Here is a 20,474-nt window from a genome sequence, read left to right as displayed (position 1 = left end):
TCCCTAAGCCTAGCACCCAAACTTAGTTATATCCAGATTTAACTTTTCGGCGCCATCCATCTCCTCTTTTAGCGTGAGTCGTAAGGCTCATAAACGATACCCGGCAGACTCTAGGCGGTCCTGCGGGCAGCTGATAGCATAAAACCAAAAGAGAGGTTGAATCAATGAAAAAGTCATTGTCCGTTTTTCTGATGGCCGCGGCGCTGCCCGGCTGGCTTTGGTCCCAATTGCCCGAAGCGCAGTTGGCCGAGGCTGAGCAGGTTTTTGACGCCAGGGCTAATGTCCCGGGATCTCCCCGGAGCATCCGCATTCCCAGGCGCAGATGGGGTGATTTGGAATACCTGGCCTTTCGCGTAAAAAGTCTTCAGCGGCATATGCGGATGGACCAAGATAGACTCAACCGGGAGCGTGGAGCTTTTCTTGAGGCCCAAAAATACAATCGTTTGGGAGAGAAGATCGGCTTTTGGGGCGGGCTATTGGCCCCACAGCTATCTTTGCTGATCGGCCTTTTGGCCGGAAGCTGGGTTATTCCCGTTGTCGGCGGCGTCTTGCTGCCGGTCGGTCTTTTGGCGGCGTATCTTTATGCCAAGCAATCCCAGGAGAATGAGCGGCGCTACCGTAGTGAGGTCGTTCAAAGAGCCATGGATGATTTGAGCGATTCCGTCGAAAGCCTGCCTTCCCAAGTAAGCGATTAGGAAAAAAATTGACGGCATAGGAAGCGGAACAATATGAAAAACAAAATGGGTATCACCGCGTTCGTTTGGCTGTTTTTATTTGTGCCTGGTTTTTTGCCGGCACAATCGCCTGGGGAAGCAGAGGAGGCCATGTCAACTTTTGACGGAGCCCATTTTCCCGGCCGCACGCCGCCTCCCGCTTTTCGATACCGCTTGTACGAGAGATTAGTCGGCCGCGAGGACGAACTCGTTTCCCACCGGCGTAGGCAAGCCCGTTATCGTTGCCCGGATGGACAAGGAGGTTCTGTTTACCACGAATTTGAGGTAAATGACCAATGCGTTTTTGAGAAGCCTGTGCTTGTCGAGGACTGGCGGCGGACCAATACCTGGAGGGCTTCGCCAGGCGGTGGAAGGCTCGCAAGAGCCGGCCGGGATGGGGTGCTGTGGGGATTGCTGGCCGGCTCAGGATTGGGACTCATCGGCGGCATTACCGCTGCAATTTTATTAGGAATGGCGCCATACCTTATCCTTGCAGCCTCCTTGGGTCTGGCCGGTGTCGGTATTTTTGTTGGCCGAATGATCGCCAGAAGCCTGGCCCGCGAGTACGAAGAAATCCGGCATTTTAGGGTGGAGCGGCCCGAGTCTTAAGGAGGCGATATGATCAAAACAAGATTGTTAAGGGTTTTTTTATGGACCATAGTTCTCTGGCCGTTGGCCCAGCCTGGCTGGGCCAAGAACGGAACTACCCAAGCCCAGGGGGCCGTCAACTCCATATTTGACCGGCGATTGGGAGCGAGCCGGGTATCAAGGCGGCAATGGCAAGAGTTTGTCCAAACTCTGGACGGCCAAAAACATGGAGGGTGGTTTAGACGGGAGTACCGCCGCCATGGCCGGCGATGGGAAATTTGGGCGTCTCACGACGGCCGGAAAATTACGATGCGCAAAACTCTCTATATGCCCAAGACCCCCTATTCCTTCTTTAATGATCAGGCCGATTTCAGACTCAATGGCCGGATCATGGCCTTTGATCGGCGAGGATTTAATATTCGGGATTTGCCGTTCATCGATCACGGCCGTGTCGTATCAGGATTGAGTTCCCGGGCTGTCTTTGGCCGTCTGGCAAGGATGGCGCGGCAATTCGCAAGGATTGTGAAATGAAGAAAAAATTATTAATCGCAATCGCCTTTTTTCTTATCGGCGTCCAGGCTTTTGCTGTGGGGGAGCAGACGCTTTCTGCAAAAGGGGCTCTTGATCAGCGTTTCGACGGCGTCCGTAGGCTTTCAATGTATGGTGCTAGACCCCGGCAAAGGGTCTGCCCCGCAGGCGCAATTTGCCGCTACGATGACCTTGAGAATCCGACCCAGGCCAGGCGACATCTTATGGAATCCGGCGACGTTGACCCCAAGGGCTATCTCCTAATGAGGGCTATGGGTCATCAGCAGGCGGCCCGGCGGGACACGCGCGATGCCTTGGGAGTTCTTTTCGCCGGTTTGGGGCTTTTGGCTTTTGGTTTTTATTTTGGCGGCGTATTTTTGTTTCTCGGCTTGGCCCTGGCCGTTTTCGGTTTTGTCGGCAGTTATGCATTGGCCCGGGATGCCAAAGCGCATCGAGATGAGGCGCGGGCCTGGGCAAAACAGGCGCGTCTGGCGCCCGGAACAGGCGACTGCCGGGAAGCGGGAGATTACGGTGTTTCTTGCCGGTCTGCGGGGAGTCAAGATCAATAATTTGCGTGGCGGTCTATTTCGGAGCCTGGGCGTGAACAAAATTGGGCGCTTTGATCGGATCGTTGTGAAAAAAAGAGTTTTTTTGACTTGCATTATTTCGGTCATTTTTTCGGTGAATGGTTCGGCTCAGGTTCGACGCTTGGCGGAAATGGAGCACGGGCAATTAGCCGAGACTTTTGACCGAGAGCGGCGCTGGAGCCCCTGCGACCGCCCGCATGCCAATTGCGGGCCGGATGGGACGGTTTTGTTGAATTCGAGAGAAACGCCGCGCCGACGCCGCTATATTGCCGGCCGGACGGTTTGCCGGACGACCAAGCGTGACGAGGCGGCAGGAGGCTGCCATATTGAACCCGCGCGTCGGGTGACGCGCTGGCAAACCATAAAAACCTACCGTATTCTTGACCGCGAACGTTTTTTTAACCATCGGGCGGACAAGGGAGGAATAACCGGCTGGTTGACCGGCATGCCCATCGGAGGCTTAGCCAGTATTTTGATTTTTGGTTTGGGTTCCGGGCTGATCGTCGGCCTCATGGCCGGCGGCGTGACGGGGATGATGCTCGGCGGCTCCATCGGCGCCCGGCAAGCTCAGCGAACCCCGACGGTTTTTTCGACGGCTCGACATCACTCGCGGACACGCTTGGTGGATCATTGATGCGCATCATGTCGGCGGTCATTTTAATGGCTTGTTTGTCCGTATCTGCCGAGGCCGATGATGATCGTGCGGTGATGCGGGGGCAGTCTGTTCTTTTATCATCGATGGAAGGTCGGCCCCGAGCGTCCAGTCAGGAGCAGGCGGCGCTTAGGCTTTTTGGAGGAGCCGGCCGGTCCGATTTGAGCCGTTCTTATCGTGCCGGAATTGAGGGCGAGTGGTGGATTGATCCATACGCGGCCTTGGCCGGGCGCGTGGCCGTGGGCAGCGACGGCGGTGTTTGGTTTGAAAGTCGGCGCCTCGGATTTATGGAACCCAATTTGCTGATCCGTTTGGCTGATCTAGGCATCGCCAGATTGGTTGCCGGTGTTGGCTTCGGGCTGATTTACGTTGATGACCGGAAGGAGAATTTTTGCATTCCAACGTGGACCGGGGCCGCCTGTGCCGGGGGCTCGCGTGAGCGCCGGTGGGATTATGTCAGTTCAGCCATGGCCGGGATTCAGTGGAGCCTGGGTTTGTTTTCCTTATCCGGTATGTTTCGCGGCGAGAATATCGGTTCCCGGGACTGGTCCGTAACTTTTAATTTAGGCGCAGGTCTTAGCGCCGGCAACCGTTAATTTTGATGGTTGACATCAGAACCGGTCGCTGTCCTAAATTCCTACTTATATCCAGATATAAGAAAAGTTATCTCTAGCATGATTCTTTAGAGTGAGCCTTAAGGCTTATGCCTTGGGGCCGTTGGACTCTAGGTGACCAATCATCCCGCTGATAAAGTTAAGTCATGACACGCAAGTGCAAGGCCAGGCAAAACCCTGCTGACGCGGAAACAAACGAAAGTCCGTCGCGTCGGTTTTTCATCATGGCTGTCATGGAGGTTAACTGAAATGTCGAAACCAATCGATCGTTTCGTCGTTGCCGCCGTTTTATTGGCGATCTCTTCGGAAGTCCGAGCTATCCAAACCGATGAGCAGGCGGCGGCTCGGCGCCCCAGCCAACGGGGCCCTGTTATCGTGCCCCCCGGCGATAGCCTTTCCACGCTCCCCAGAACAAACGGCGTGATCACTTTGGAAGCTCTCGAGCAATATGTTGTTGATATTGCCGATGACTCCACCGTTGAGGTGACTCGCCTTAAAGCTCTTTTGCCGGGGCAGATTGGGACCATATCCTGCGAAGATGATATTGAAGACCCATTTCCGGGTGTCCATTCCTGTGTTACCTCTAAAACAATCGCGGGGGAAGCGGTGCGCGCTTATTTGGAGGCCAAATACATCCTTAGGCATGCCCGGGCTAGATCAAGCGGCGGCTATGGTCATTTGAACCGGCTTAGAGATGAGCCGGCCCGGATGGGGTGGAATTTTCCGCAACCAAACCCGCAACTGGAACGCATGATTGAACATGCAAACAAAAGATACGAGAGGGCTCAGGGCGTCGTTGCCAGGATAGAACGCAAAGTCAGTGCATTAAGATCGCTGATTCTTGAATATCACTGGGCCGCCGAGGAATATTACAGGAGCGGGCGCGATATAAAATTAGATTGTTTTATCTGTTATGAAGGTCATTATCTGGAATTTAATTTAACTCCCGGCGTAGATTTTGAGTGAAGATCGTGTCAAAGGCGTTGCTGTTGGCGGTTCTGTTTGCGGCCGGTGGCCGGGCCGGAGCCCTGGATCAGCTTGGCTGTCCCCGGGAGTTCAGTTTCGAGATTCGTCCGGACACGGACAGGCGCCGGGCCGTGAAGGTGCTCAAGCGGGCCGTCGTCGAAAACCCCTGTCAAAGCGTTCAAGAGGCAGCTTTGGGAGAGTTGGCCATGGTGCTGTGGTCGCGCGAGCGGCTGCGGGAAGCTTGGGAGGCCCTCCTTGACCTTAGAGAGGAACGCCTGTCGCCGCAGTTGCGCGCGGTGTGGCTTGCGGCGTTTGGTTTACTGGCGCAAAGCGATGAGTCCGCCGAGATTCGCCGTCAATCCCGCGATCTGCTGGCGCGTTTTGCCCGGGCGCTTGAGGTTGCCGTCCATGAGTCCGCCATTGGCGAAATGATGTATTTAATTCACGCTTCTTTTGTCGCCGCCGGGGAGAAGGAGATGATTTTCAGGGAGATTATACGGCTGGCGCGGGACAACTCAGCGGGACCGGCAAGAATGCGTGCCATCGGGGCTTTAGGTGATCTTTCTTTTGTGGATGAAGGCGAAGTTTATGGCAGAAGAGCCCGCGAAACGTTAGGCTCCCTGCGCCATGACCCGGACCCGGTCATCCGTTGCGAGGTTGAGTTTGTGACGGATCCCGCGCAAGAACCGGCTCCGGAGTGCCGGAGCCTCGAATAATTTGGAGCCACCCGAAAATTTTTCCCACACCCGTCCTTAGAACCCTTCATTTCCTTCGGAAGCAATGAGGTAAAATAGCCCCGGATATTTTAGTGGGCCCGTAGCTCAGTTGGGAGAGCGCCACATTGGCATTGTGGAGGTCGAGGGTTCGAATCCCTTCGGGTCCACCAGTTTTTTCGCGCCGGCCGGCATTAGGGGGTATCGTGAGAAATTCTAAAGTATTTATTCTGCCTGCTTTGTTGCTTTTAGGCTCCTGTTTCGTTGCTGCGACCATCGAGGCATCCGACGACGCGCTCAAAAAATCGGCCGTTCAAATCTTCACCGTCATCAAAAGGCCCAATTATTACCAGCCTTGGGAAATGGGCTATCAGTACAATTCAGGCGGTTCCGGGTTCATCGTCAAAGGCCGGCGCATCCTGACCAATGCCCACGTGGTCAGCGATCAGGTTTATATTCAGGTCAAAAAAGCCGGGGACACGAAGAAATATACCGCCCATGTCGAGCATGTGGCTCATGATTGCGAAGTCGCCATGTTGACGGTTGAGGACCCGGCTTTTTTTGATGGAACGATTCCTGTCGAGTTTGGGCCCATGCCGTTTCAGCGCGACAAAGTCGCGGCCTATGGATTTCCCATCGGCGGCAACGACCTTTCCATCACCGAGGGCGTGGTCTCCCGCATTGAGGTGCAGACCTATACCCATTCCCGCAAGGATCTTTTGGCTATACAAACGGACGCGGCCATTAACCCGGGCAACAGCGGGGGTCCGGTTTTCAAAGACGGAAAGCTTATCGGTATTTCTTTTCAATCCTACAGCGGCTCCCGTGTAGAAAATACGGGCTACATTGTTCCCGTGATCATTGTGGAGCGTTTTTTAAAGGATATCGGGGACGGCCGCCATGACGGCGTTCCTGATCTGGGTATTTTTTGGCAGAAGTTGGAGAGCGAAGCTTTAAGAAAGTTATACAAGCTGGGGCCCAGTCAAAATGGCGTTTTAGTGACCAAAGTGGTTTATGATTCGCCGGCGTGGAATGTTCTGCGGGAAGGCGATATTTTGGCGGCTGTCGACGGCATCAGGATCGCCAATGACGGGACTGTTCCTTATCGGAAAAGCGAGCGTCTGATTTTTTCCCATATCGTCAGCCAGCATCAAATGGGGGAGGAGATTGCCCTTGAAATTTTTAGGTCCGGCGCTCCGGTTAAGCTTGCAGTCAAAGTGAAGCCGTTTCGTTCGTTGGTGAGCGGCCCTTATTATGACGTGCGCCCGACTTATTTCGTTTTTGCCGGGTTTGTCTTTCTTCCATTGAATTTTAATTACATGGATGCTTGGGACTGGAAAGACGTTGATCCACGCTTTAAATACTTTCTGGAGCATGTGCTTCCTTCGGAAAACCGGCGTCAAGTCGTATTGATCAATGAGGTTTTGGCCGATGACATTAATATCGGCTACCATAAGTTAAAGCGGGCCGTTGTCGAGAGAATCAATGGGGTTGCGATCCGGGATATCCGCGATGTCCTTGATGCCGTGAGCAAGCCTCAGGGTGATTTTCATGTGATCGAGATCGATCATTATTCGGGTTCCGGGGGCCAATCCGATTATGACGGCGATGCAGGGACGAGGGTCGTCGTCGATGCCAAAGCCACGGCGAAAGCCAATGAGCCGATTTTAACGCGCTACCGGGTTCCGGCCGACCGTTCGGATGATTTGAAGCCTTAAAATGTCATTGACGCCGATTCATTCGTCCCTTATAGTTTAGATAGCCATGCGATTCAAAAATATACCGGCGGCACGCCTGCTGATCGCGGCTGCGTGCGTGATGATGACGGCAGGTTCATGCCGCCGGGATCAATACGGCCGACTCGCGCGCCAATTATTGCGCTCTTGGAAACCCGCGGCCGGGGCTAAAGTGGCTGTCCTGCCTTTTGTGGATTTGAGCCGGTCCGGCTCGCCTGCCGTGGTGACGATCAGCGAACGGCTGACCATGCGGCTGACCGAACGCGGCAACATTCAGGTCGTCGAACGGCAGCTGTTGAATCGTTTGCTCGGCGAAGAGAAACTTCATCAAGTGGGCGTGCTTGACGAGGTCTCCGCCCATCGCGTCGGAAAAATTCTTGGGGTTGAGGCCGTCGTCACCGGCACGGTGATGGAAGTGGATCTGATGGGCGAAGTGGTCGAGGTCAACGCCCGTTTGATTCGCGTCGCCGACGGCGCCATCTTAGCCAGCGCCAGGGGCAAGATCAAAAAAGATTGGCAGGAGCCGCCGGGGCCGGACGTTATGGATGATGAAAACTTATGGCCCCCGCCGCCGATCAATCTTAAGGCCAGCGTGCTTCCTGAGCATCTGTACCTGGCGCGCTGCGCCCGATGTCACGGCGAGGACGGCAAGGGGGCCAACGCTCCGTTGAAGTCCCTCGGCGCGGCCGCCTCGGATACCGATTTGACCGATGCTCAAACTCAGCCGGTCGCCGACGCGGCCCTGGCCCGGCACATCAGGCAAGGAGGCCGGCGCATGCCCGCGTACGGCAACCTGCCCGGATTCATGGAAAAGCTCAACGACGCCGAGGTGGACAGCCTGGTGCGTCATGTTCGTTCGTTGGGTCAAGAGGCGGCGTCCCGGCAGGAGCCGTTCGCGTCCTCTTCTTTCTATAGCCATCATTGCGCCCTTTGCCATGGATGGGACGGCAAGGGAACGCATATCGCGGCCAGGCTTTTGGACGTACGCCGCCGGGATTTGGATTTAACCAAGAAGGTTATCTTGGATATGAGCGACCGGCAGCTGGCGCGTTTGCTTAGCCAGGGGAAAGGCAAGATGCCTTCTCTTGAGTCCGTGCCGTCCGGCGATGAGCTGGCCCAGGTGCTTTTTTATCTTCAAAAGTTAAGCGAACAATCGCCGCATTGAACGGCAGGCTCCATCAAACTGTTCCTCTATGGATACGGCCGTTCGTTCCGGAATAAGGGCTGAGTCCAGGCGTATTCCCCTCGGCTGGATACGATTCTTGCGCGGACATAGTCATCCCTTTTTTTCAGGGTGTAAGACGGCGTCAGTGATGTCGAGCGGCCTAAAACGCGTCCGTTGTCGCCGATGAAATACGTTCGAAAGGCCGCGTCCCCGTTTGCTTTGATTCGGATGGAGAGAGTCCCGGCAGCCATTTCGATATTATCCAGAAGCACCCCGGTTGAAGCGTAAAAATTGCCGTTTTCGAAAGCTTGGCGGATCGCCTCCCGGCTTAGGCTTGCGGCCCGAACCATGATAAAGCCTCGTCCGGGATTGGCGTATTGCGACCCCCAAACCTGGAAATGATGCGCGTCGTCTACGGCCACGCCGAAGAGGCGGATGCCATTGCTCAAAATCTCATCCCACATCTCCTCCAGGCTTTGATAGGCCCCTCCACCCGAATTGTTGGCATGGGGGTGGCCGTTGAAAATTTCAAAGTGTTTGAGGTGGCGCAACGACGCGAGATCGCGGGCGGTCAGCGCCCAGCGGAAGTTCGGGTGATTGACGCTCGCTACGCCGCCGGCCGCGTGAATGGCGTCCACTTGGGCCTGAAGAAGCCCGGTTTTGCTCGTGGCGGTGGGAACCTGGACGCTGTGTTGAGTGTCCACGCCGTTGGTATGAACGGGGATTTTGTCGAAACTTGACGTCACTTCTTCGCCCGGAATAAAAAGAAAGGAGCCTTTGCTTTGAACGCTCGTTTCCCGGTCGAATTCTTTTTGCAGCTCATCGATTGCGGTCCGGTAATTATGATCGCTCAACACCAAAAAATCATAGCCGTGATCCCGGTACCAGTGAGCGACTTCGCCAGGGGAGGAATCGCCGTCCGAATTCAAAGTATGCGTGTGGATATTGCCTTTCCACCATCGGGAGTCTTGGGCGCAAATCCATCCCGTTAATGAGGACGTCAGGAACAGGGTTAAGGCGAAGCGCCGGGCAAGTTTAGAAATCAAAAAGTTTGTAAACCCGTCCTTCCACGAAGACCAGCGCCGATTGATCCGTTTTTTCGGTGACAGCGTAGGCGTTGACGCTGCGGATGGCGTCGCGGAAATGAGGGACGAAGCCTTGTATTTTTCCGGTATCGGCCCTCACGCCGCAATAGCGGACATCAAGCAGCTCGCCTTTCTTTTTGATCATTTCCGCGTTGTATTGGAAAACCCGGTCCATCATGCCCTTGGAAATCAAATTGGAGTCCGGGAAGACCAGAAATTGTCCGGCCAGGGGGCTCTCGTATCGTCCGTTTTTAGTTTTTTTGACGATCAGTTGTTTTTCCAGGGCGGTCAAAGCCGTTTGGATTTCATCAGTTCTAAGCCCGAGCAGTTTGGTCAATTCCTGGACGCCGAAAGGCTCCTTGGCGCTGGTTAAAACCCGGTAGCACCAATAACTGGCCCGGTTTTTCATAATCGTTTCATATTGAGCCAAGGCCAGAGGCTGGGCCGAATCGCGGATGACTTTGCGAAGCGCTTGAGCGCCGGGATCGCTGGCCATGGCTTGGCCGACGCCGTTTGTGAATGGACCCAGCACCCAATCCGTCAAGTCTTTGGAACCGAGCCATGTCGTCAGGTACGCCAGGATCAGTTCTTTAAGTTCGTTCGATTTAAGGGGGAGTCTCAATAGCGTGCATAAAAGCGGCAGGCGTTTGGGCTGGGGCAAATGCGTCCCTTTCTCGATGCGCAGGTAATTAGGGAAGCTGCATTTGAAAACTTTGGCGCCGCCGTTTTTGTGAAAAAACTGATAGGCGGTTTCAAAACCCGCTTCTTTGCGCAGCTTGGCGAAGACGCGGGAGAATGCCGTTACCATGGTTTCACCACATGATAGTAATTTGACTCATCATGATTCATTATTGATTCAGAAATCGAATAGCTTCAGAATTTTGCCTTCGATGAAAATCAGCGCGGATTTTTCCGTTTCTTCCAGCGTTGTGTAAGCGTTGACGGTTCGAATGGCGTCCCGAAAATAGGAGATACAGCCCTCCAGTTTGGCCATATCCACCCGCGTTCCGGCAAAACGGATGTCAAAAACCCGCCCCCGTTCCTTGGCCGGCCGCTACGAAAAATTATCCTTTTCTAAACTGGGTCTTATTTTTCGTCCGATCATTCACCGGGCCTTACGCTTGGCTTTATAATCCCCAGCTATTGCTGTTTCATGGGCTCAACCAGTTGATTGAGCATGGTTCTAATGTTTTCTTTTTCCGCGTGAAGCTCATTTCGCCGCCCAACGATTACGTTTGCTTCGGCGATCACCGTGGCTACGGTCATGGCCGGTTTCCAATGCCAGCTTTCGATTTCTTTCAGCAGGCCCTTGGCGCCTCCGGAGGCCTTGTGGTATTCGAGCAGCGCGGCTAGGTTTGTAAATTGGGGGCCTTCGACGCAGCCGCAACCCCGGCATAGCCTGTTCATTCGATAATTGACGGCGCCCAGTAGAGTGATTTCCCGTTGATTTAATTGAGTCATTTCCTGATCAACGGCGGACAGCCGTTGGGTCAGGCTTTCAGTCAGGTTCATGATGGACACCCGCGCCGGCGCCGGGCTTTCCGGAAGCGAAACGGTTACGCTCGCAGGAGCGGCTGCGGCCGTGGCCTGCACAAAGCGCGGCAAGGCGGCTCGATCATGAACGGCTGAAACGATTGACCAGTTTTGCCAATCGCGGTTGTCAGCAGCCAGAATTTTTGTTTCTCCCAAAACAAAAAAGCCGGCGGCTGCCAATAATCCTTTTATTTTTTGCGTCATTTGCATTCTCCTTGTTGTTTTTACCGGGATCAGATTTACCAATAGCGGAAAGCGACATTGGGAAGAATAACTCTGCCCGTCCTTTTGCCCAGCTTCACGAAAATGGTGATGACCGCCTGCATTCCTCGTTCGAGTCTTATGTCCCCGTCCAAAACATGGCGGGCGTTTAACGATAAGCGCGACGGCCTGGCGGATTTCAGGATCGAGGCTTCGGTATTGGGCGTCAAACGCAAGGTTACTCCGGGGTAAGCCTGCGTCCCCGCAGAGTTTAAAACGTTAATATTCATGCCCGTATATTGAAGCAGAACAGGGTTCTTGTTGCCGGGGCTTCTCCATGAACCCTTGACCTGGGCGCGCACTGCTTGCATCGGCGAAGCGTCATTGTCAATCAAGGCCGTAATTTCTTGAGGCCTAAATTGCAATTTGGGACCTCGCGCTGAACTTTCGAAAACAACGTCCAAATAACCGGAATTTGCTTGAACCGTGGCTGATAGAGCCGGGATTAAAAACAGCGTCGATAGGAAGATTAAATTTTTCTTTTTAAGCATCGCCGGCCGTCTCCTTTCTTGCCGATGGAATTTTTGTTCCTTGCTATTAATTAGAAGTTACCTCCGGTGGTCGTTTGGGAGAGCCGCACGAAACCAAACCAAAGTCCCGGTTGTTTAACCCCCAAGACTCAAGAGAAAAATCGTTCTTTTTGTCATCTTAATAGGCAGGGAGAGGCCCGAGTTGGGATAGGAGGACAATACGATGAAGATTAAACGAGTTTCCTTAGGGACGCTGGTCACAATTTTTATGGCTGCCGTGTTCTTAAAGGCTGAAACCAGCGATGGTTATGGCACTTGCGCCACTGTGAAACAGCAGCTTCGCCGGCAGGCCGATGCTGCAGGGCAGGCCCAATCATCTTTTGACGGCGGTAGCGCCGGATTATCGTTGGGCGAAGGCCGGACGAATAACTGCCGGGGAACACAATGCATTCATCAAGATTCCGATCCCCATTTAGGGACGATGCCGGTGGTGCCGGCAGGCGGAGAATGGTCCAAGGCAAGGCCCGACGGCGGGACCTCCCAAGAACAGGAATTGCAAAAAACTCAGCAAGCCTTGGATTACTATCGTGAGGAATTGAACCGCTCGCGCGGTGATGTCGGCCGCACAGCCACGGATTTGAGCGAGCGGCAGAAGGAAATCATGAACACAATCAATAAATTAACCGAGCAGCGAAGCAGGCTTTGGCGGGAAATTGATCAACCCAAACAGGACGGCCGCAGGGAAGTGCAAATGCTGAACCCTTGGGTTTTGCCTAAAACTCCTGATACTCCAGGGAATGTCGATGGGGCGGACGCGGGGTTTTCCGGCGGCCATCGGCGTCCGGCGGATTACGACTGCGTGCGCAGGCCCGGGCAAGGCGGTTTTTATAATCAGCAGGTTGCCAATCAGGCCTCCGGTCAGACGGACGGCGGCGAATGGCCGGTTCAGACAAATCAGGCGCCGTCATCCCGCTTTGACAACGGCTGCCATAGCCACGGGACCGGTGTTATTTGCTGCCAACCTTAAATGAGAAATTTGGTGTCGACCATGGTTGGATTTTTAAGACAGGGCCCTCTGGTGTCCGCCCTTATCCTATACGGGTTATTTGCTCTGCCGGCTTATGCCGAAGACGGCGGGGAGGCCCCTGGCGCCGAAGAACTCATGCGCATCTTTGATCGGGGAAAAAACAAGCAAGAAGGTCTGCTTCTTGCTCGACTGGAGACACCGTTTTTGAAGACACGGGGAGCCGACCCGTCTGCGTCCGGGTTGTCCTGGGACGGGCCTTATCTTCCGTGGCGTCCGGCTGCTCAATATAATCAATCATCCGGAGGGTTCCAATTTAACTGGCCTAAGGTCGGCGCCATTGCCCTGGCCGTTCTTCTTATTGGGGGAACATTGGCCGCCGGGCTTTTGTCTGCGGCGGCCATGGGCTGGACGGCAGCCGCCGTCATCCCCCTTGAAGTGACGGCGTTGGCTGTGGCGGCCGAGCTTGTGGTGCTCGGCCGTTGGATCGAGACTCTTTGATATGTGGTTTGCCTCAGGAGCGTAACTCAATATAAAAGCGGATGATGTGATGTGGTATGCTCCATAACTTAAACGGGGATTAATTGAGTTGATGGAGGCATTATGAATCAGTCATCATTGAAACCTTTTTTTATTTTTTTATGGGCGGCTTTTTTGGGAGCCGGATTATTGTCGGCCCAGTCCAGCGATAGCGATTGGTCTGACTCAAGCGGAGCTTTTGATCAGGGAGTTCGGGTTCGAACCGGACAATCGCTTCGAGTGCAAAAGCGTCGCATCGTCAATATTGATTTTGACGACGGCCGCGGCCCCGTTGCCGCTCGCCGGCACGGCAACGGCGGGGGTTGGGTTGCGGCAACGGCCAGAGTGGATCAAACGGCTTATGTGGATAGCCAGGCTGTTGTTTTCGGCCATGCCCGAGTGTCAGGCAACGCCAAAATTTTGGATGAGGCTAAAGTTTACGGTCAGGCTCAGGTCAGCGACAACGCCGAGATCAGGGACTATGCGCGCGTGTTCGGGGGTGCCGTCGTCAAAGAACAGGCGAAGGTGATCGCTTACGCGCAGGCGGCGGACAGCGCTACGATTTCCGGCGAGGCGAAAATAGACGGCGCAGCCTTAATCGGCGGCCAAGCGAGAATCAACAATCGAGTTTGGATTTTCGGCCGGCCGAAAATTGCCGGTCACGTCAACATCCGTGACGATGCGCGAGTTTTTGGAGAGGCTGTTATTTCTGACCGAGTTTTGATTGCGGACGGCGCCCAAGTGCATGGATTGGCCGTGCTTGCCGATGACGCGCAGGTCGGCGGTTATGCCCAGGTGCATGAATATTCGAGCGTCAAAGGCCAAGTCAAAATTTTCGATCACGCCATCGTCAAGGGCCATGCCAAAATCAGCGGCGAGGCCATGATTTACGGCAACGCGAAAATTTTTGACGAAGCCGTGATTCTTTGGAAAGCCCGCGTTTACGGAGCCAATCCTATGGTTTCCGGCAAGGCCGTCATCTCAGGCGAGGCGAAAATTATGGATGAGGCCTCGGTTTACGGCGAAGCGCAAGTTTTTGACACGGCGCAGATCGGCGGCAACGCCAGAGTTTACGGCTCTATTTTGGTTTTTGGCGATGCTCAAGTCGGCGATTGCGCACAGCTTTCCTCGGCGGATGTCTTCGGCGGCGTCCATCGCTCGCCCTGCCCGTAGAATTTTTATTCCACGTTCAAGCAAAGAAATCAGGTGATCAGAGCGGAACGCTATTTCAGCGGGTAATCCTGCGGCACCAAAACCCTTAAGGCTTCGGGGAGAATGCCGACGCGAATCTCCTGGGCATCACAAAAAGGCTCGCCGTCGAGATGATAGGGCAATGGTTCGGGCAAATGCAAAACAGCTTCCTTGAGGGTCAGCGTTTCGGCGAATGAGCATTGGTCCATGGTCTTATTAAAAAGTCGGGAAGCCTCTATCGCCACTTTCCAAATGGGCGTCTCGGGAATCATAACGGCGTGCAGCAGTCCGTCCGTCATTGAGGCCTTGGGAGCGATTTCAGCGCCGTCGCCGTATTGTTTACCGTTGGCGAATGCAACTAACAGCGGTTTCATGACGCGTTCATGGCCGTTGATTGTAACCTCTATGGCCGGCATTTTATGAAAGGCCATTTCCTTGAGTGTTAGGTAATAATAGGGGAGTTTTCCTCTGGTCGGATGTTTATCGAAGGCCCAGCCGACCTGGGCGTCCAGCCCGATACCCGCGATATTGAAAAAATAGCGGCTATTGAATTTTCCGGCGTCAATAGTCAGTATCTTGGAGTTGAGGAGACCTTTACAGGCGGCTTCGGGCTCAAGGGGGATTTTCCATTCGCAGGCCAGGCCGTTGCCTGATCCTTTGGGGATCAAGCCGATGACCGCATTGGTTTTGACCAAAACAGAGCCCACTTCGTTGAATGTGCCGTCGCCGCCGACAACCAGAATAATCCGGCCTTCATCCGCCCCTTGCCGGGCGATTTCAGCCGCATGGCCGCGGAATTTGGTATGGGCAATTTCCAAGGACCGGGCTTTGGGGCCCAATAAGCGTTTGACCGTTTCTTCGTAAGAGGCGATTTTTCGCTGCCCGGAAATGGGGTTGATGATGCACAGTAGTTTTGAATTTTTGATGTCAAAAACGGATTCAATCATGGTTTCTTCGGTCAAGTTCGTTGATAATACGGTCATAAAAGGCCAAATGATCGAAGCCCGAGCGCGTCGCAGCCCGGACGGTTTGGGCTATTAAACTAAAGCTGTGGCCGATTTGGGCGAAGTGATCGGCCTCCACGGTTTCCGCATAATCGAAGCCGAGTCCTTGGCCCAGGGCCGATGCTTGGGCCACCAAGCCGTCGTTGGGGCCGCCGGCTTTGGCATGGGGGTAGCGGCTGATAAAATGATGGGGGATTTGAAGCGCCGGCGGCATCAGGCCCCCGGCCCAAGGCGAGGCTGCTCCGGCAAAAGCGAGGTAAATGACGCCGCCGGCTTGCGGCGTTTCTTGATTAAAACGCTCCATGGCGTCGGGCGTCATTTGCGCCAACCCGCCCTCGAAGGGAAGCACCAAGTCGCGCAGCCAGCGTTCGCCGTGAATCCAGGCGCGCGCATCAATCAATGCCTCAAGCTCAACGATGGGCCAGTGTTGTTTGGCTTTGACCGCGAGATCGGCCAATGGCGTTCCCCAATGGGGGGAACCGATGGTAGCCAATGCGCCGATGATTTCATGGCCCCCCAAGCGGCTGATCAAGAAACGTGCGTCCAAGCCGCCCATGCTATGCGCGATGAGCAGGGCTTTTTGCCGGGGTTGCAACTGCGGCCGGGCCAGCCATTGAACGATTTGGGCTTTGATTTGCCCGGCGCGGCGTTCGATGGAGGCGCCGGGATCGACCTGGGTGAAATAAACGGGCCGCCCGGGGAATCGCCGCTTGAGATGCCCGTCTAAATTGTTGAAGTAGGCGGTTTTTCCGATTTCTTTAAAGCCCAGAAAGCCGTGGGCGAATACCAGAGGGGAAAGCATGGTGAATGTCCAGCATACGCAATTGGGGAGTTAGTGTCGATGAACCGGCTCGCGAGTGTATGTGTCGTCGAATCCCCGCTCATCATATCGATGCTCATCGTGGGTTTCGTGGCTGAAATGTTCATCATCGTACTCGGCGGTTTGATTGGGGACTGGACCGCGATCCGTGTCGGTATGCTGAAGTTTGGGCGGTTCCAGGAAGCGCCGGGCTTGCTCCAGGACTTCTTTAGCGCGCCTGATGGCATTATCGACGTCCGCTTTGCCGCCTTTGCCCGCGGAAAGGCCCTGAAGCCGTCCGTAAATCCGTTCAAGGCAAAGATATCGTGATTCCTGGGAATAAAACGTCTTGGGCCGGATGCGCGCGCCTTGGGCTTGCCCGACCTTTTTAAGAACGTCGATCACGCTCATTTCCAGATTCCTGGCATCTTTGGCCAATCCCGTGGCCGCCGCGCGCACCGCGGCATAGGAATTGGCGATCCCCGTGTCATTGGCATTGGGCAAAGCGAAGGTCAGCGGCTTGGTCAGTTCTCCGGCGACTTTGAATTCTTGAATATCATGCGTGTATTGATCGCGTATTCTATTAGCCTTATTGGCGTAGCGGATGCGGATGGTGTTGACGGCATTTTGAAAGCTTCGCAAATCTTCGATGCGCATCAACAGCGAGGCGTCGGGGTAATAAATTTCATGCTCGCTGGAGGGAAGTTTGGGGATTCTGTCGCAGAATCCCGTCTCCCTGGGCGGAGCCTGGAAACTAAATTTCGCGGCCGCAGCTTTTAACTCCAGGTCCCGCGACTGAGCCATTTCTTTAAGCTGATTTTCATATTGGGCGCGCAGGTTTTTGACGTAATTGTTCAGGTTTTGGTGGCTCTTTAATTCGATTTGGTCTATTTCATGGGCTGCGGCGGGAACATAGACGTCGTCTTCGCCGGCCGGCGCGGCGGTTGCGGGCGCCTTTCTGGCTTTTTTGTTCGCGGCCTCCAGGGCGCCGTTGGCCAGCAAAACGGCCGATATCGAGAAGATCAACGCGCGCCGGACGCCTGACACCTTATTCATGGTCATCCTGCTAGGAGCTTAAGGTTTGTTTGGGATTTTTTCAAGGGTCAATTTGATAATTTTGGGCGGGCCTAAAAATCATCCCGGCGGACGCCGTGGCGGAGCTCTTTTTTCAAAGATTGATGATGTTTGTCTTTGAGATCCGTTAGGATGCGCCGCGCCAGAAATCGATTGATTGCTTGGGAGCGGGATTCTTGGCATTTGACCTCAAGGCCCGTGGGGCGGTGCTTCAAGTAAACGCAGGTGGCTGTTTTGTTGACGTTTTGTCCGCCCTTGCCGCCTGAGCGCACAAAATGTTCTTCGATTTCCGCCTCGCGGATGCCCAGGCGCTGCATGCGGGCCCGAAGCGCGGTTTCTTTTTCCGGACTCACGCCGAAGATCATGTCCATGGGTGAATTATAAAAATAGCTATGCTTAATGAGAATGCTTTATGTGCCTCGTTTGATATGAGAATTATCGCGGGATCAGCCAAGGGACGGCGCCTGAAAGCGCCTAAGCGCGATTCCATGATCCGCCCTATTCTTTCCAGGATTAGGCAATCCCTATTCGACAGCATCCGTCCCAAAGTCATGGGCAGCAATTTTTTAGACCTTTACGCCGGCTCGGGCATCGTGGGTTTGGAAGCCCTTTCACGGGGTGCCCAATTCGTGGTTTTTGTGGAAAAAGGCCGGGAAGGATTGAGGCTGATCGAACAAAACATCGATAAGTTGGGCGCCAAGCAAAAAAGTTTGATCTTGCAGGGAGATATTTTAGGCGGTTCGCTTCTTTTTTTACGGTCCAAGCTTGAACCGGATTTTCTTTTTGATTTGGTATTTTGCGCGCCGCCGTATTTAGGCGAGGACCGGCGCGGTCAGGTATTGGTCATGACTGTCCCGACCATTGAAAAAATCGGGTCCGCGCGTTTGCTGGCTCCCGGAGCCTGGGTCGTGTGCCAACATCATCAAAAGGAGCCCATGGCCGCCTGGCCCGGCGGATTCCATGAAATAAAAAAGGCAAAATTCGGCGAATCCATGCTGACTTATTTAAAATTTGAACCATGAACAAAATCCGTTGCTTGGCTCATGCGATGGTTTTGCTGCTGAGCCCGAGCTTAGCCTTGCCCGCCGAATCCCTGATCGATATTCAAGCCGCTGCCCCGACCGTCGGCGTTGATATTCGTTACGCGACCAAGGACAATTTTGTCGGCGAGGCGCTTTATCCGCAAAGCCGCTGCCTTCTGTGGACCCGCGCGGCCGAGTCTCTGGCCAAGGTTCAGCGCGAACTCGAGAAACGCCGGCTTGGCCTTAAGGTCTGGGATTGCTACCGGCCGTTGGCCGTCCAATACAAGCTTTGGGCCAAGGTTCCGGATGAACGCTATGTGGCGAATCCCGCCAACGGTTCCCGCCATAATCGCGGCGCGGCCGTGGATTTGACGCTGGTCGATGCCCTGGGCAGGGAATTGCCCATGCCCACGGCTTATGACGATTTTACCGAGAAGGCGCATCGAAATTTTGAAGACGTCACTCAAGAGGAGAAGGCCAACCGGCGTCTTCTTGAAGTGGTGATGAGCCGCCATGGATTTATCGGTCTTGACACGGAATGGTGGCATTTCGACTATAAAGGATGGCAGAATTATCCGGTGATGGATTTGCCCTTAGAGCGCATCCCGGCCATTGACGAAGCCGGTCAGTTGATCGTCGTTGGGGCCAAGGATTGGGATCAGACCGCGGCCAAGGTTTATTTATTCGAGCGCTCGGCCAAGGGTTGGCGCCGCGTCAAATCCATGCCTGCTGTTTTGGGCCGGAAGGGTTTAGGATGGGGTTTGGGGCTTCATCCTCAGATTGATCGCGAGCCTCAAAAAAGAGAGGGAGACCTAAGATCGCCGGCCGGCGTTTTTGCCATGGTCGACGCCTATGGTTATGATCAACGCCTGCCGTTTGACCATCGCTGGCCCTACGCTCAGGCGACGCCCGATTTGATCTGCGTGGATGATCCCAAGTCCGGCTATTACAACCGCGTGATCTTAAAATCAGGGCCCCAGGACTGGTCGTCCGCCGAAGATATGCTTAGAAAAGACGATCTGTACCGCCGTCTTATCATCGTTGAGCACAACAGCAATCCTCCGAAGCCCGGCCGGGGATCTTGCATTTTTTTCCATATCTGGAAGGATAAGAATTCCGGCACTGCAGGTTGCACGGCGTTCGCCCAAAAAGACATTGAGTTCATCGTGGAATGGCTTGATCCGGCCAAAAAACCCGTCGTCGTTCAATTGCCTGAAAAAGTTTATGGTGAAATCGCCGGCATTTGGAATTTGCCTCGCTTTTAGCTGCGTTGTCCCGGCTGATGCGCAGGAGAATGCCTTGACGCCCAAAAAAATGGTCGTGATCACGGCGGTGGCGGATTTGCGCAAGGAGCCCAAGCCCCGCGCGTTGGATCGAAAACAGGATTTCGACCAGGAGACTCAATTGCTTTTCGGCGAGCATGTGCTGGCCTATGAAGAGAAGGACGGTTGGGTTAGCGTCGAGGCCGTCGAACAGCAGGAATTTACCCACAATCACCGCTGGGAGGGTTATCCCGGCTGGGTCCAGCGTAAGGCGCTTGTTGAGGTGGCGGAGTTCCCCCGGCCTAATGCCGTGGTCATCGCCGGTTATGCGGCACTAAAAAAAGGGACATCGTTTTTTTCCGGACGCCTCGCGAAATTATCCCTAGGCACGCGTCTGGTGATCGTTGAGGCGGAAAAGTCGAAAAAAGGATGGAGCCGCGTTCTTTTGGCCGATGGACGCCGGGGCTGGGTTCGAACAGGCGATATTCGCATGCTTAGCGATTTGCCCTTCATTCACGAGGGCAGCCGTTCTTCCATCGTGGACACGGCCCGGCGTTTTTTGGGCGGCCCCTATTTTTGGGGCGGGCGCAGTTTTTACGATAAACGAAACAAGAAAGTGATGACCGGAGTGGACTGTTCGGGGCTCGTTTATTTGAGCTACCGGATCAACGGCTTGGATGTTCCACGGGACGCGCATGAGCAGTTTTTGAAATCCCGGCGTATCGAGGCCAAAAACCTTAAACCCGGCGATCTTATTTTTTTATCGACGCGGGAGGATCCGGAGAATTTTAGCCATGTCATGATTTACGCCGGCGACGGAAAAATCATCGAAGCGGCCGGAGAGAAAGACGGTGTCCGGGAAACGACGCTCAAGGAACGCCTGGGCGTGACGCCGGAGTCTTTGGGTTGGGGCGACCGGACCGAGCTTTACCGGGTTTATTTCGGGACGTATATCCCCGAATGAATCC

The 20,474-nt window shown here is 54.5% G+C and carries 25 protein-coding genes and 1 tRNA gene; 17 read left to right on the top strand and 9 right to left on the bottom strand.

Annotated elements, in window-relative coordinates:
* Positions 1–164 precede the first annotated feature (164 nt).
* The 11 genes from HYT79_09360 (at position 165) to HYT79_09310 (ending at position 8,262) form a co-directional block, all read left to right on the top strand.
* Complete coding sequence (locus HYT79_09360) at positions 165–695, top strand: hypothetical protein (GenBank protein MBI2070791.1); 531 nt, start codon at positions 165–167, stop codon at positions 693–695.
* 33 nt (positions 696–728) lie between these two features.
* The gene (locus HYT79_09355; GenBank protein ID MBI2070790.1) at positions 729–1,322 is read left to right on the top strand and encodes a hypothetical protein; all 594 of its coding nucleotides are present in this window, start codon (positions 729–731) and stop codon (positions 1,320–1,322) included.
* A gap of 9 nt (positions 1,323–1,331) precedes the next feature.
* Complete coding sequence (locus HYT79_09350; protein ID MBI2070789.1) at positions 1,332–1,832, top strand: hypothetical protein; 501 nt, start codon at positions 1,332–1,334, stop codon at positions 1,830–1,832.
* Positions 1,829–2,398: a hypothetical protein gene (locus HYT79_09345; GenBank protein ID MBI2070788.1), complete on the top strand. Its 570-nt coding sequence runs from the start codon at positions 1,829–1,831 to the stop codon at positions 2,396–2,398. The genes HYT79_09350 and HYT79_09345 overlap by 4 nt, the downstream gene beginning before the upstream one ends.
* 31 nt (positions 2,399–2,429) lie before the next feature.
* Positions 2,430–3,050, top strand: coding sequence for a hypothetical protein (locus tag HYT79_09340; protein MBI2070787.1), 621 nt, complete (start codon positions 2,430–2,432; stop codon positions 3,048–3,050).
* Complete coding sequence (locus HYT79_09335; GenBank protein ID MBI2070786.1) at positions 3,050–3,664, top strand: hypothetical protein; 615 nt, start codon at positions 3,050–3,052, stop codon at positions 3,662–3,664. The genes HYT79_09340 and HYT79_09335 overlap by 1 nt, the downstream gene beginning before the upstream one ends.
* A 267-nt stretch (positions 3,665–3,931) precedes the next feature.
* On the top strand, positions 3,932–4,648 hold the full coding sequence (locus HYT79_09330) for a hypothetical protein (GenBank protein MBI2070785.1): 717 nt from the start codon (positions 3,932–3,934) through the stop codon (positions 4,646–4,648).
* Complete coding sequence (locus tag HYT79_09325; protein ID MBI2070784.1) at positions 4,645–5,364, top strand: hypothetical protein; 720 nt, start codon at positions 4,645–4,647, stop codon at positions 5,362–5,364. Before HYT79_09330 ends, HYT79_09325 begins: the two co-directional genes overlap by 4 nt.
* Positions 5,365–5,458: 94 nt before the next feature.
* A tRNA-Ala gene (locus HYT79_09320) sits at positions 5,459–5,534 on the top strand.
* Between the two features lie 33 nt (positions 5,535–5,567).
* The gene (locus HYT79_09315; GenBank protein ID MBI2070783.1) at positions 5,568–7,079 is read left to right on the top strand and encodes a trypsin-like peptidase domain-containing protein; all 1,512 of its coding nucleotides are present in this window, start codon (positions 5,568–5,570) and stop codon (positions 7,077–7,079) included.
* Between the two features lie 46 nt (positions 7,080–7,125).
* Positions 7,126–8,262, top strand: coding sequence for a c-type cytochrome (locus HYT79_09310; protein MBI2070782.1), 1,137 nt, complete (start codon positions 7,126–7,128; stop codon positions 8,260–8,262).
* A gap of 26 nt (positions 8,263–8,288) precedes the next feature.
* On the opposite strand, the gene HYT79_09305 is transcribed toward HYT79_09310, so the two are convergent.
* The 5 genes from HYT79_09305 to HYT79_09285 all read right to left on the bottom strand — a co-directional run bounded on the left by HYT79_09305 (position 8,289) and on the right by HYT79_09285 (position 11,632).
* Positions 8,289–9,308, bottom strand: a complete 1,020-nt coding sequence (locus HYT79_09305; GenBank protein MBI2070781.1) for a PHP domain-containing protein — start codon at positions 9,306–9,308, stop codon at positions 8,289–8,291.
* Positions 9,298–10,155 carry a hypothetical protein gene (locus HYT79_09300; protein MBI2070780.1) on the bottom strand — a complete coding sequence of 286 codons (858 nt, stop codon included), beginning with the start codon at positions 10,153–10,155 and terminating at the stop codon, positions 9,298–9,300. Before HYT79_09300 ends, HYT79_09305 begins: the two co-directional genes overlap by 11 nt.
* 48 nt (positions 10,156–10,203) lie before the next feature.
* Positions 10,204–10,341 (bottom strand): hypothetical protein, encoded by a 138-nt coding sequence (locus tag HYT79_09295; GenBank protein ID MBI2070779.1) that lies wholly within the window; start codon positions 10,339–10,341, stop codon positions 10,204–10,206.
* A 146-nt stretch (positions 10,342–10,487) separates the two neighbouring features.
* Positions 10,488–11,084 (bottom strand): hypothetical protein, encoded by a 597-nt coding sequence (locus tag HYT79_09290; GenBank protein ID MBI2070778.1) that lies wholly within the window; start codon positions 11,082–11,084, stop codon positions 10,488–10,490.
* Between the two features lie 35 nt (positions 11,085–11,119).
* Positions 11,120–11,632, bottom strand: coding sequence for a hypothetical protein (locus HYT79_09285; protein ID MBI2070777.1), 513 nt, complete (start codon positions 11,630–11,632; stop codon positions 11,120–11,122).
* A 202-nt stretch (positions 11,633–11,834) separates the two neighbouring features.
* Here HYT79_09285 and HYT79_09280 point away from each other — a divergent pair, with 202 nt between their 5' ends.
* The 3 genes from HYT79_09280 to HYT79_09270 all read left to right on the top strand — a co-directional run bounded on the left by HYT79_09280 (position 11,835) and on the right by HYT79_09270 (position 14,327).
* Positions 11,835–12,638, top strand: a complete 804-nt coding sequence (locus tag HYT79_09280; GenBank protein MBI2070776.1) for a hypothetical protein — start codon at positions 11,835–11,837, stop codon at positions 12,636–12,638.
* The gene (locus HYT79_09275; GenBank protein MBI2070775.1) at positions 12,639–13,136 is read left to right on the top strand and encodes a hypothetical protein; all 498 of its coding nucleotides are present in this window, start codon (positions 12,639–12,641) and stop codon (positions 13,134–13,136) included.
* 102 nt (positions 13,137–13,238) lie between these two features.
* On the top strand, positions 13,239–14,327 hold the full coding sequence (locus HYT79_09270) for a hypothetical protein (protein MBI2070774.1): 1,089 nt from the start codon (positions 13,239–13,241) through the stop codon (positions 14,325–14,327).
* Positions 14,328–14,377: 50 nt separating this feature from the next.
* Here the strand turns inward: HYT79_09270 and HYT79_09265 are convergent, their stop codons facing one another.
* The 4 genes from HYT79_09265 to HYT79_09250 form a co-directional block, all read right to left on the bottom strand.
* The gene (locus HYT79_09265; GenBank protein ID MBI2070773.1) at positions 14,378–15,328 is read right to left on the bottom strand and encodes a diacylglycerol kinase family lipid kinase; all 951 of its coding nucleotides are present in this window, start codon (positions 15,326–15,328) and stop codon (positions 14,378–14,380) included.
* The gene (locus HYT79_09260; GenBank protein MBI2070772.1) at positions 15,285–16,151 is read right to left on the bottom strand and encodes a hypothetical protein; all 867 of its coding nucleotides are present in this window, start codon (positions 16,149–16,151) and stop codon (positions 15,285–15,287) included. Before HYT79_09260 ends, HYT79_09265 begins: the two co-directional genes overlap by 44 nt.
* Before the next feature lie 30 nt (positions 16,152–16,181).
* Positions 16,182–17,204, bottom strand: a complete 1,023-nt coding sequence (locus HYT79_09255; GenBank protein ID MBI2070771.1) for a hypothetical protein — start codon at positions 17,202–17,204, stop codon at positions 16,182–16,184.
* A gap of 71 nt (positions 17,205–17,275) precedes the next feature.
* Complete coding sequence (locus HYT79_09250; protein ID MBI2070770.1) at positions 17,276–17,587, bottom strand: peptide chain release factor-like protein; 312 nt, start codon at positions 17,585–17,587, stop codon at positions 17,276–17,278.
* A gap of 63 nt (positions 17,588–17,650) precedes the next feature.
* Here HYT79_09250 and rsmD point away from each other — a divergent pair, with 63 nt between their 5' ends.
* From rsmD to HYT79_09235, 3 genes are read left to right on the top strand one after another with little or no spacing between them, the layout of a single operon-like run.
* On the top strand, positions 17,651–18,244 hold the full coding sequence (gene rsmD, locus HYT79_09245) for a 16S rRNA (guanine(966)-N(2))-methyltransferase RsmD (protein ID MBI2070769.1): 594 nt from the start codon (positions 17,651–17,653) through the stop codon (positions 18,242–18,244).
* The gene (locus tag HYT79_09240; GenBank protein ID MBI2070768.1) at positions 18,241–19,509 is read left to right on the top strand and encodes a D-alanyl-D-alanine carboxypeptidase family protein; all 1,269 of its coding nucleotides are present in this window, start codon (positions 18,241–18,243) and stop codon (positions 19,507–19,509) included. The genes rsmD and HYT79_09240 overlap by 4 nt, the downstream gene beginning before the upstream one ends.
* 34 nt (positions 19,510–19,543) lie before the next feature.
* Positions 19,544–20,470 (top strand): C40 family peptidase, encoded by a 927-nt coding sequence (locus HYT79_09235; GenBank protein MBI2070767.1) that lies wholly within the window; start codon positions 19,544–19,546, stop codon positions 20,468–20,470.
* The last annotated feature ends 4 nt before the right edge of the window (positions 20,471–20,474 follow it).

The sequence above is a fragment of the Elusimicrobiota bacterium genome (genome assembly GCA_016180815.1).
Classification (GTDB): Bacteria; Elusimicrobiota; Elusimicrobia; order JACQPE01; family JACQPE01; genus JACPAN01.
The sequence above is the reverse complement of the archived record's forward strand: the minus strand, read 5'-3'. Positions and strand labels throughout refer to the sequence as shown.

Excerpts from the sequence above, each read along its gene's own strand:
- HYT79_09360 (MBI2070791.1), top strand. The coding sequence starts at position 165 with ATGAAAAAGTCATTGTCCGTTTTTCTGATGGCCGCGGCGCTGCCCGGC.
- HYT79_09355 (MBI2070790.1), top strand. The coding sequence starts at position 729 with ATGAAAAACAAAATGGGTATCACCGCGTTCGTTTGGCTGTTTTTATTT.
- HYT79_09350 (MBI2070789.1), top strand. The coding sequence starts at position 1,332 with ATGATCAAAACAAGATTGTTAAGGGTTTTTTTATGGACCATAGTTCTC.
- HYT79_09345 (MBI2070788.1), top strand. The coding sequence starts at position 1,829 with ATGAAGAAAAAATTATTAATCGCAATCGCCTTTTTTCTTATCGGCGTC.
- HYT79_09335 (MBI2070786.1), top strand. The coding sequence starts at position 3,050 with ATGCGCATCATGTCGGCGGTCATTTTAATGGCTTGTTTGTCCGTATCT.
- HYT79_09330 (MBI2070785.1), top strand. The coding sequence starts at position 3,932 with ATGTCGAAACCAATCGATCGTTTCGTCGTTGCCGCCGTTTTATTGGCG.
- HYT79_09310 (MBI2070782.1), top strand. The coding sequence starts at position 7,126 with ATGCGATTCAAAAATATACCGGCGGCACGCCTGCTGATCGCGGCTGCG.
- HYT79_09300 (MBI2070780.1), bottom strand. The coding sequence starts at position 10,155 with ATGGTAACGGCATTCTCCCGCGTCTTCGCCAAGCTGCGCAAAGAAGCG.
- HYT79_09295 (MBI2070779.1), bottom strand. The coding sequence starts at position 10,341 with ATGGCCAAACTGGAGGGCTGTATCTCCTATTTTCGGGACGCCATTCGA.
- HYT79_09290 (MBI2070778.1), bottom strand. The coding sequence starts at position 11,084 with ATGACGCAAAAAATAAAAGGATTATTGGCAGCCGCCGGCTTTTTTGTT.
- HYT79_09285 (MBI2070777.1), bottom strand. The coding sequence starts at position 11,632 with ATGCTTAAAAAGAAAAATTTAATCTTCCTATCGACGCTGTTTTTAATC.
- HYT79_09280 (MBI2070776.1), top strand. The coding sequence starts at position 11,835 with ATGAAGATTAAACGAGTTTCCTTAGGGACGCTGGTCACAATTTTTATG.
- HYT79_09275 (MBI2070775.1), top strand. The coding sequence starts at position 12,639 with ATGAGAAATTTGGTGTCGACCATGGTTGGATTTTTAAGACAGGGCCCT.
- HYT79_09270 (MBI2070774.1), top strand. The coding sequence starts at position 13,239 with ATGAATCAGTCATCATTGAAACCTTTTTTTATTTTTTTATGGGCGGCT.
- HYT79_09265 (MBI2070773.1), bottom strand. The coding sequence starts at position 15,328 with ATGACCGTATTATCAACGAACTTGACCGAAGAAACCATGATTGAATCC.
- HYT79_09260 (MBI2070772.1), bottom strand. The coding sequence starts at position 16,151 with ATGCTTTCCCCTCTGGTATTCGCCCACGGCTTTCTGGGCTTTAAAGAA.
- HYT79_09255 (MBI2070771.1), bottom strand. The coding sequence starts at position 17,204 with ATGAATAAGGTGTCAGGCGTCCGGCGCGCGTTGATCTTCTCGATATCG.
- HYT79_09250 (MBI2070770.1), bottom strand. The coding sequence starts at position 17,587 with ATGATCTTCGGCGTGAGTCCGGAAAAAGAAACCGCGCTTCGGGCCCGC.
- rsmD (MBI2070769.1), top strand. The coding sequence starts at position 17,651 with ATGAGAATTATCGCGGGATCAGCCAAGGGACGGCGCCTGAAAGCGCCT.
- HYT79_09240 (MBI2070768.1), top strand. The coding sequence starts at position 18,241 with ATGAACAAAATCCGTTGCTTGGCTCATGCGATGGTTTTGCTGCTGAGC.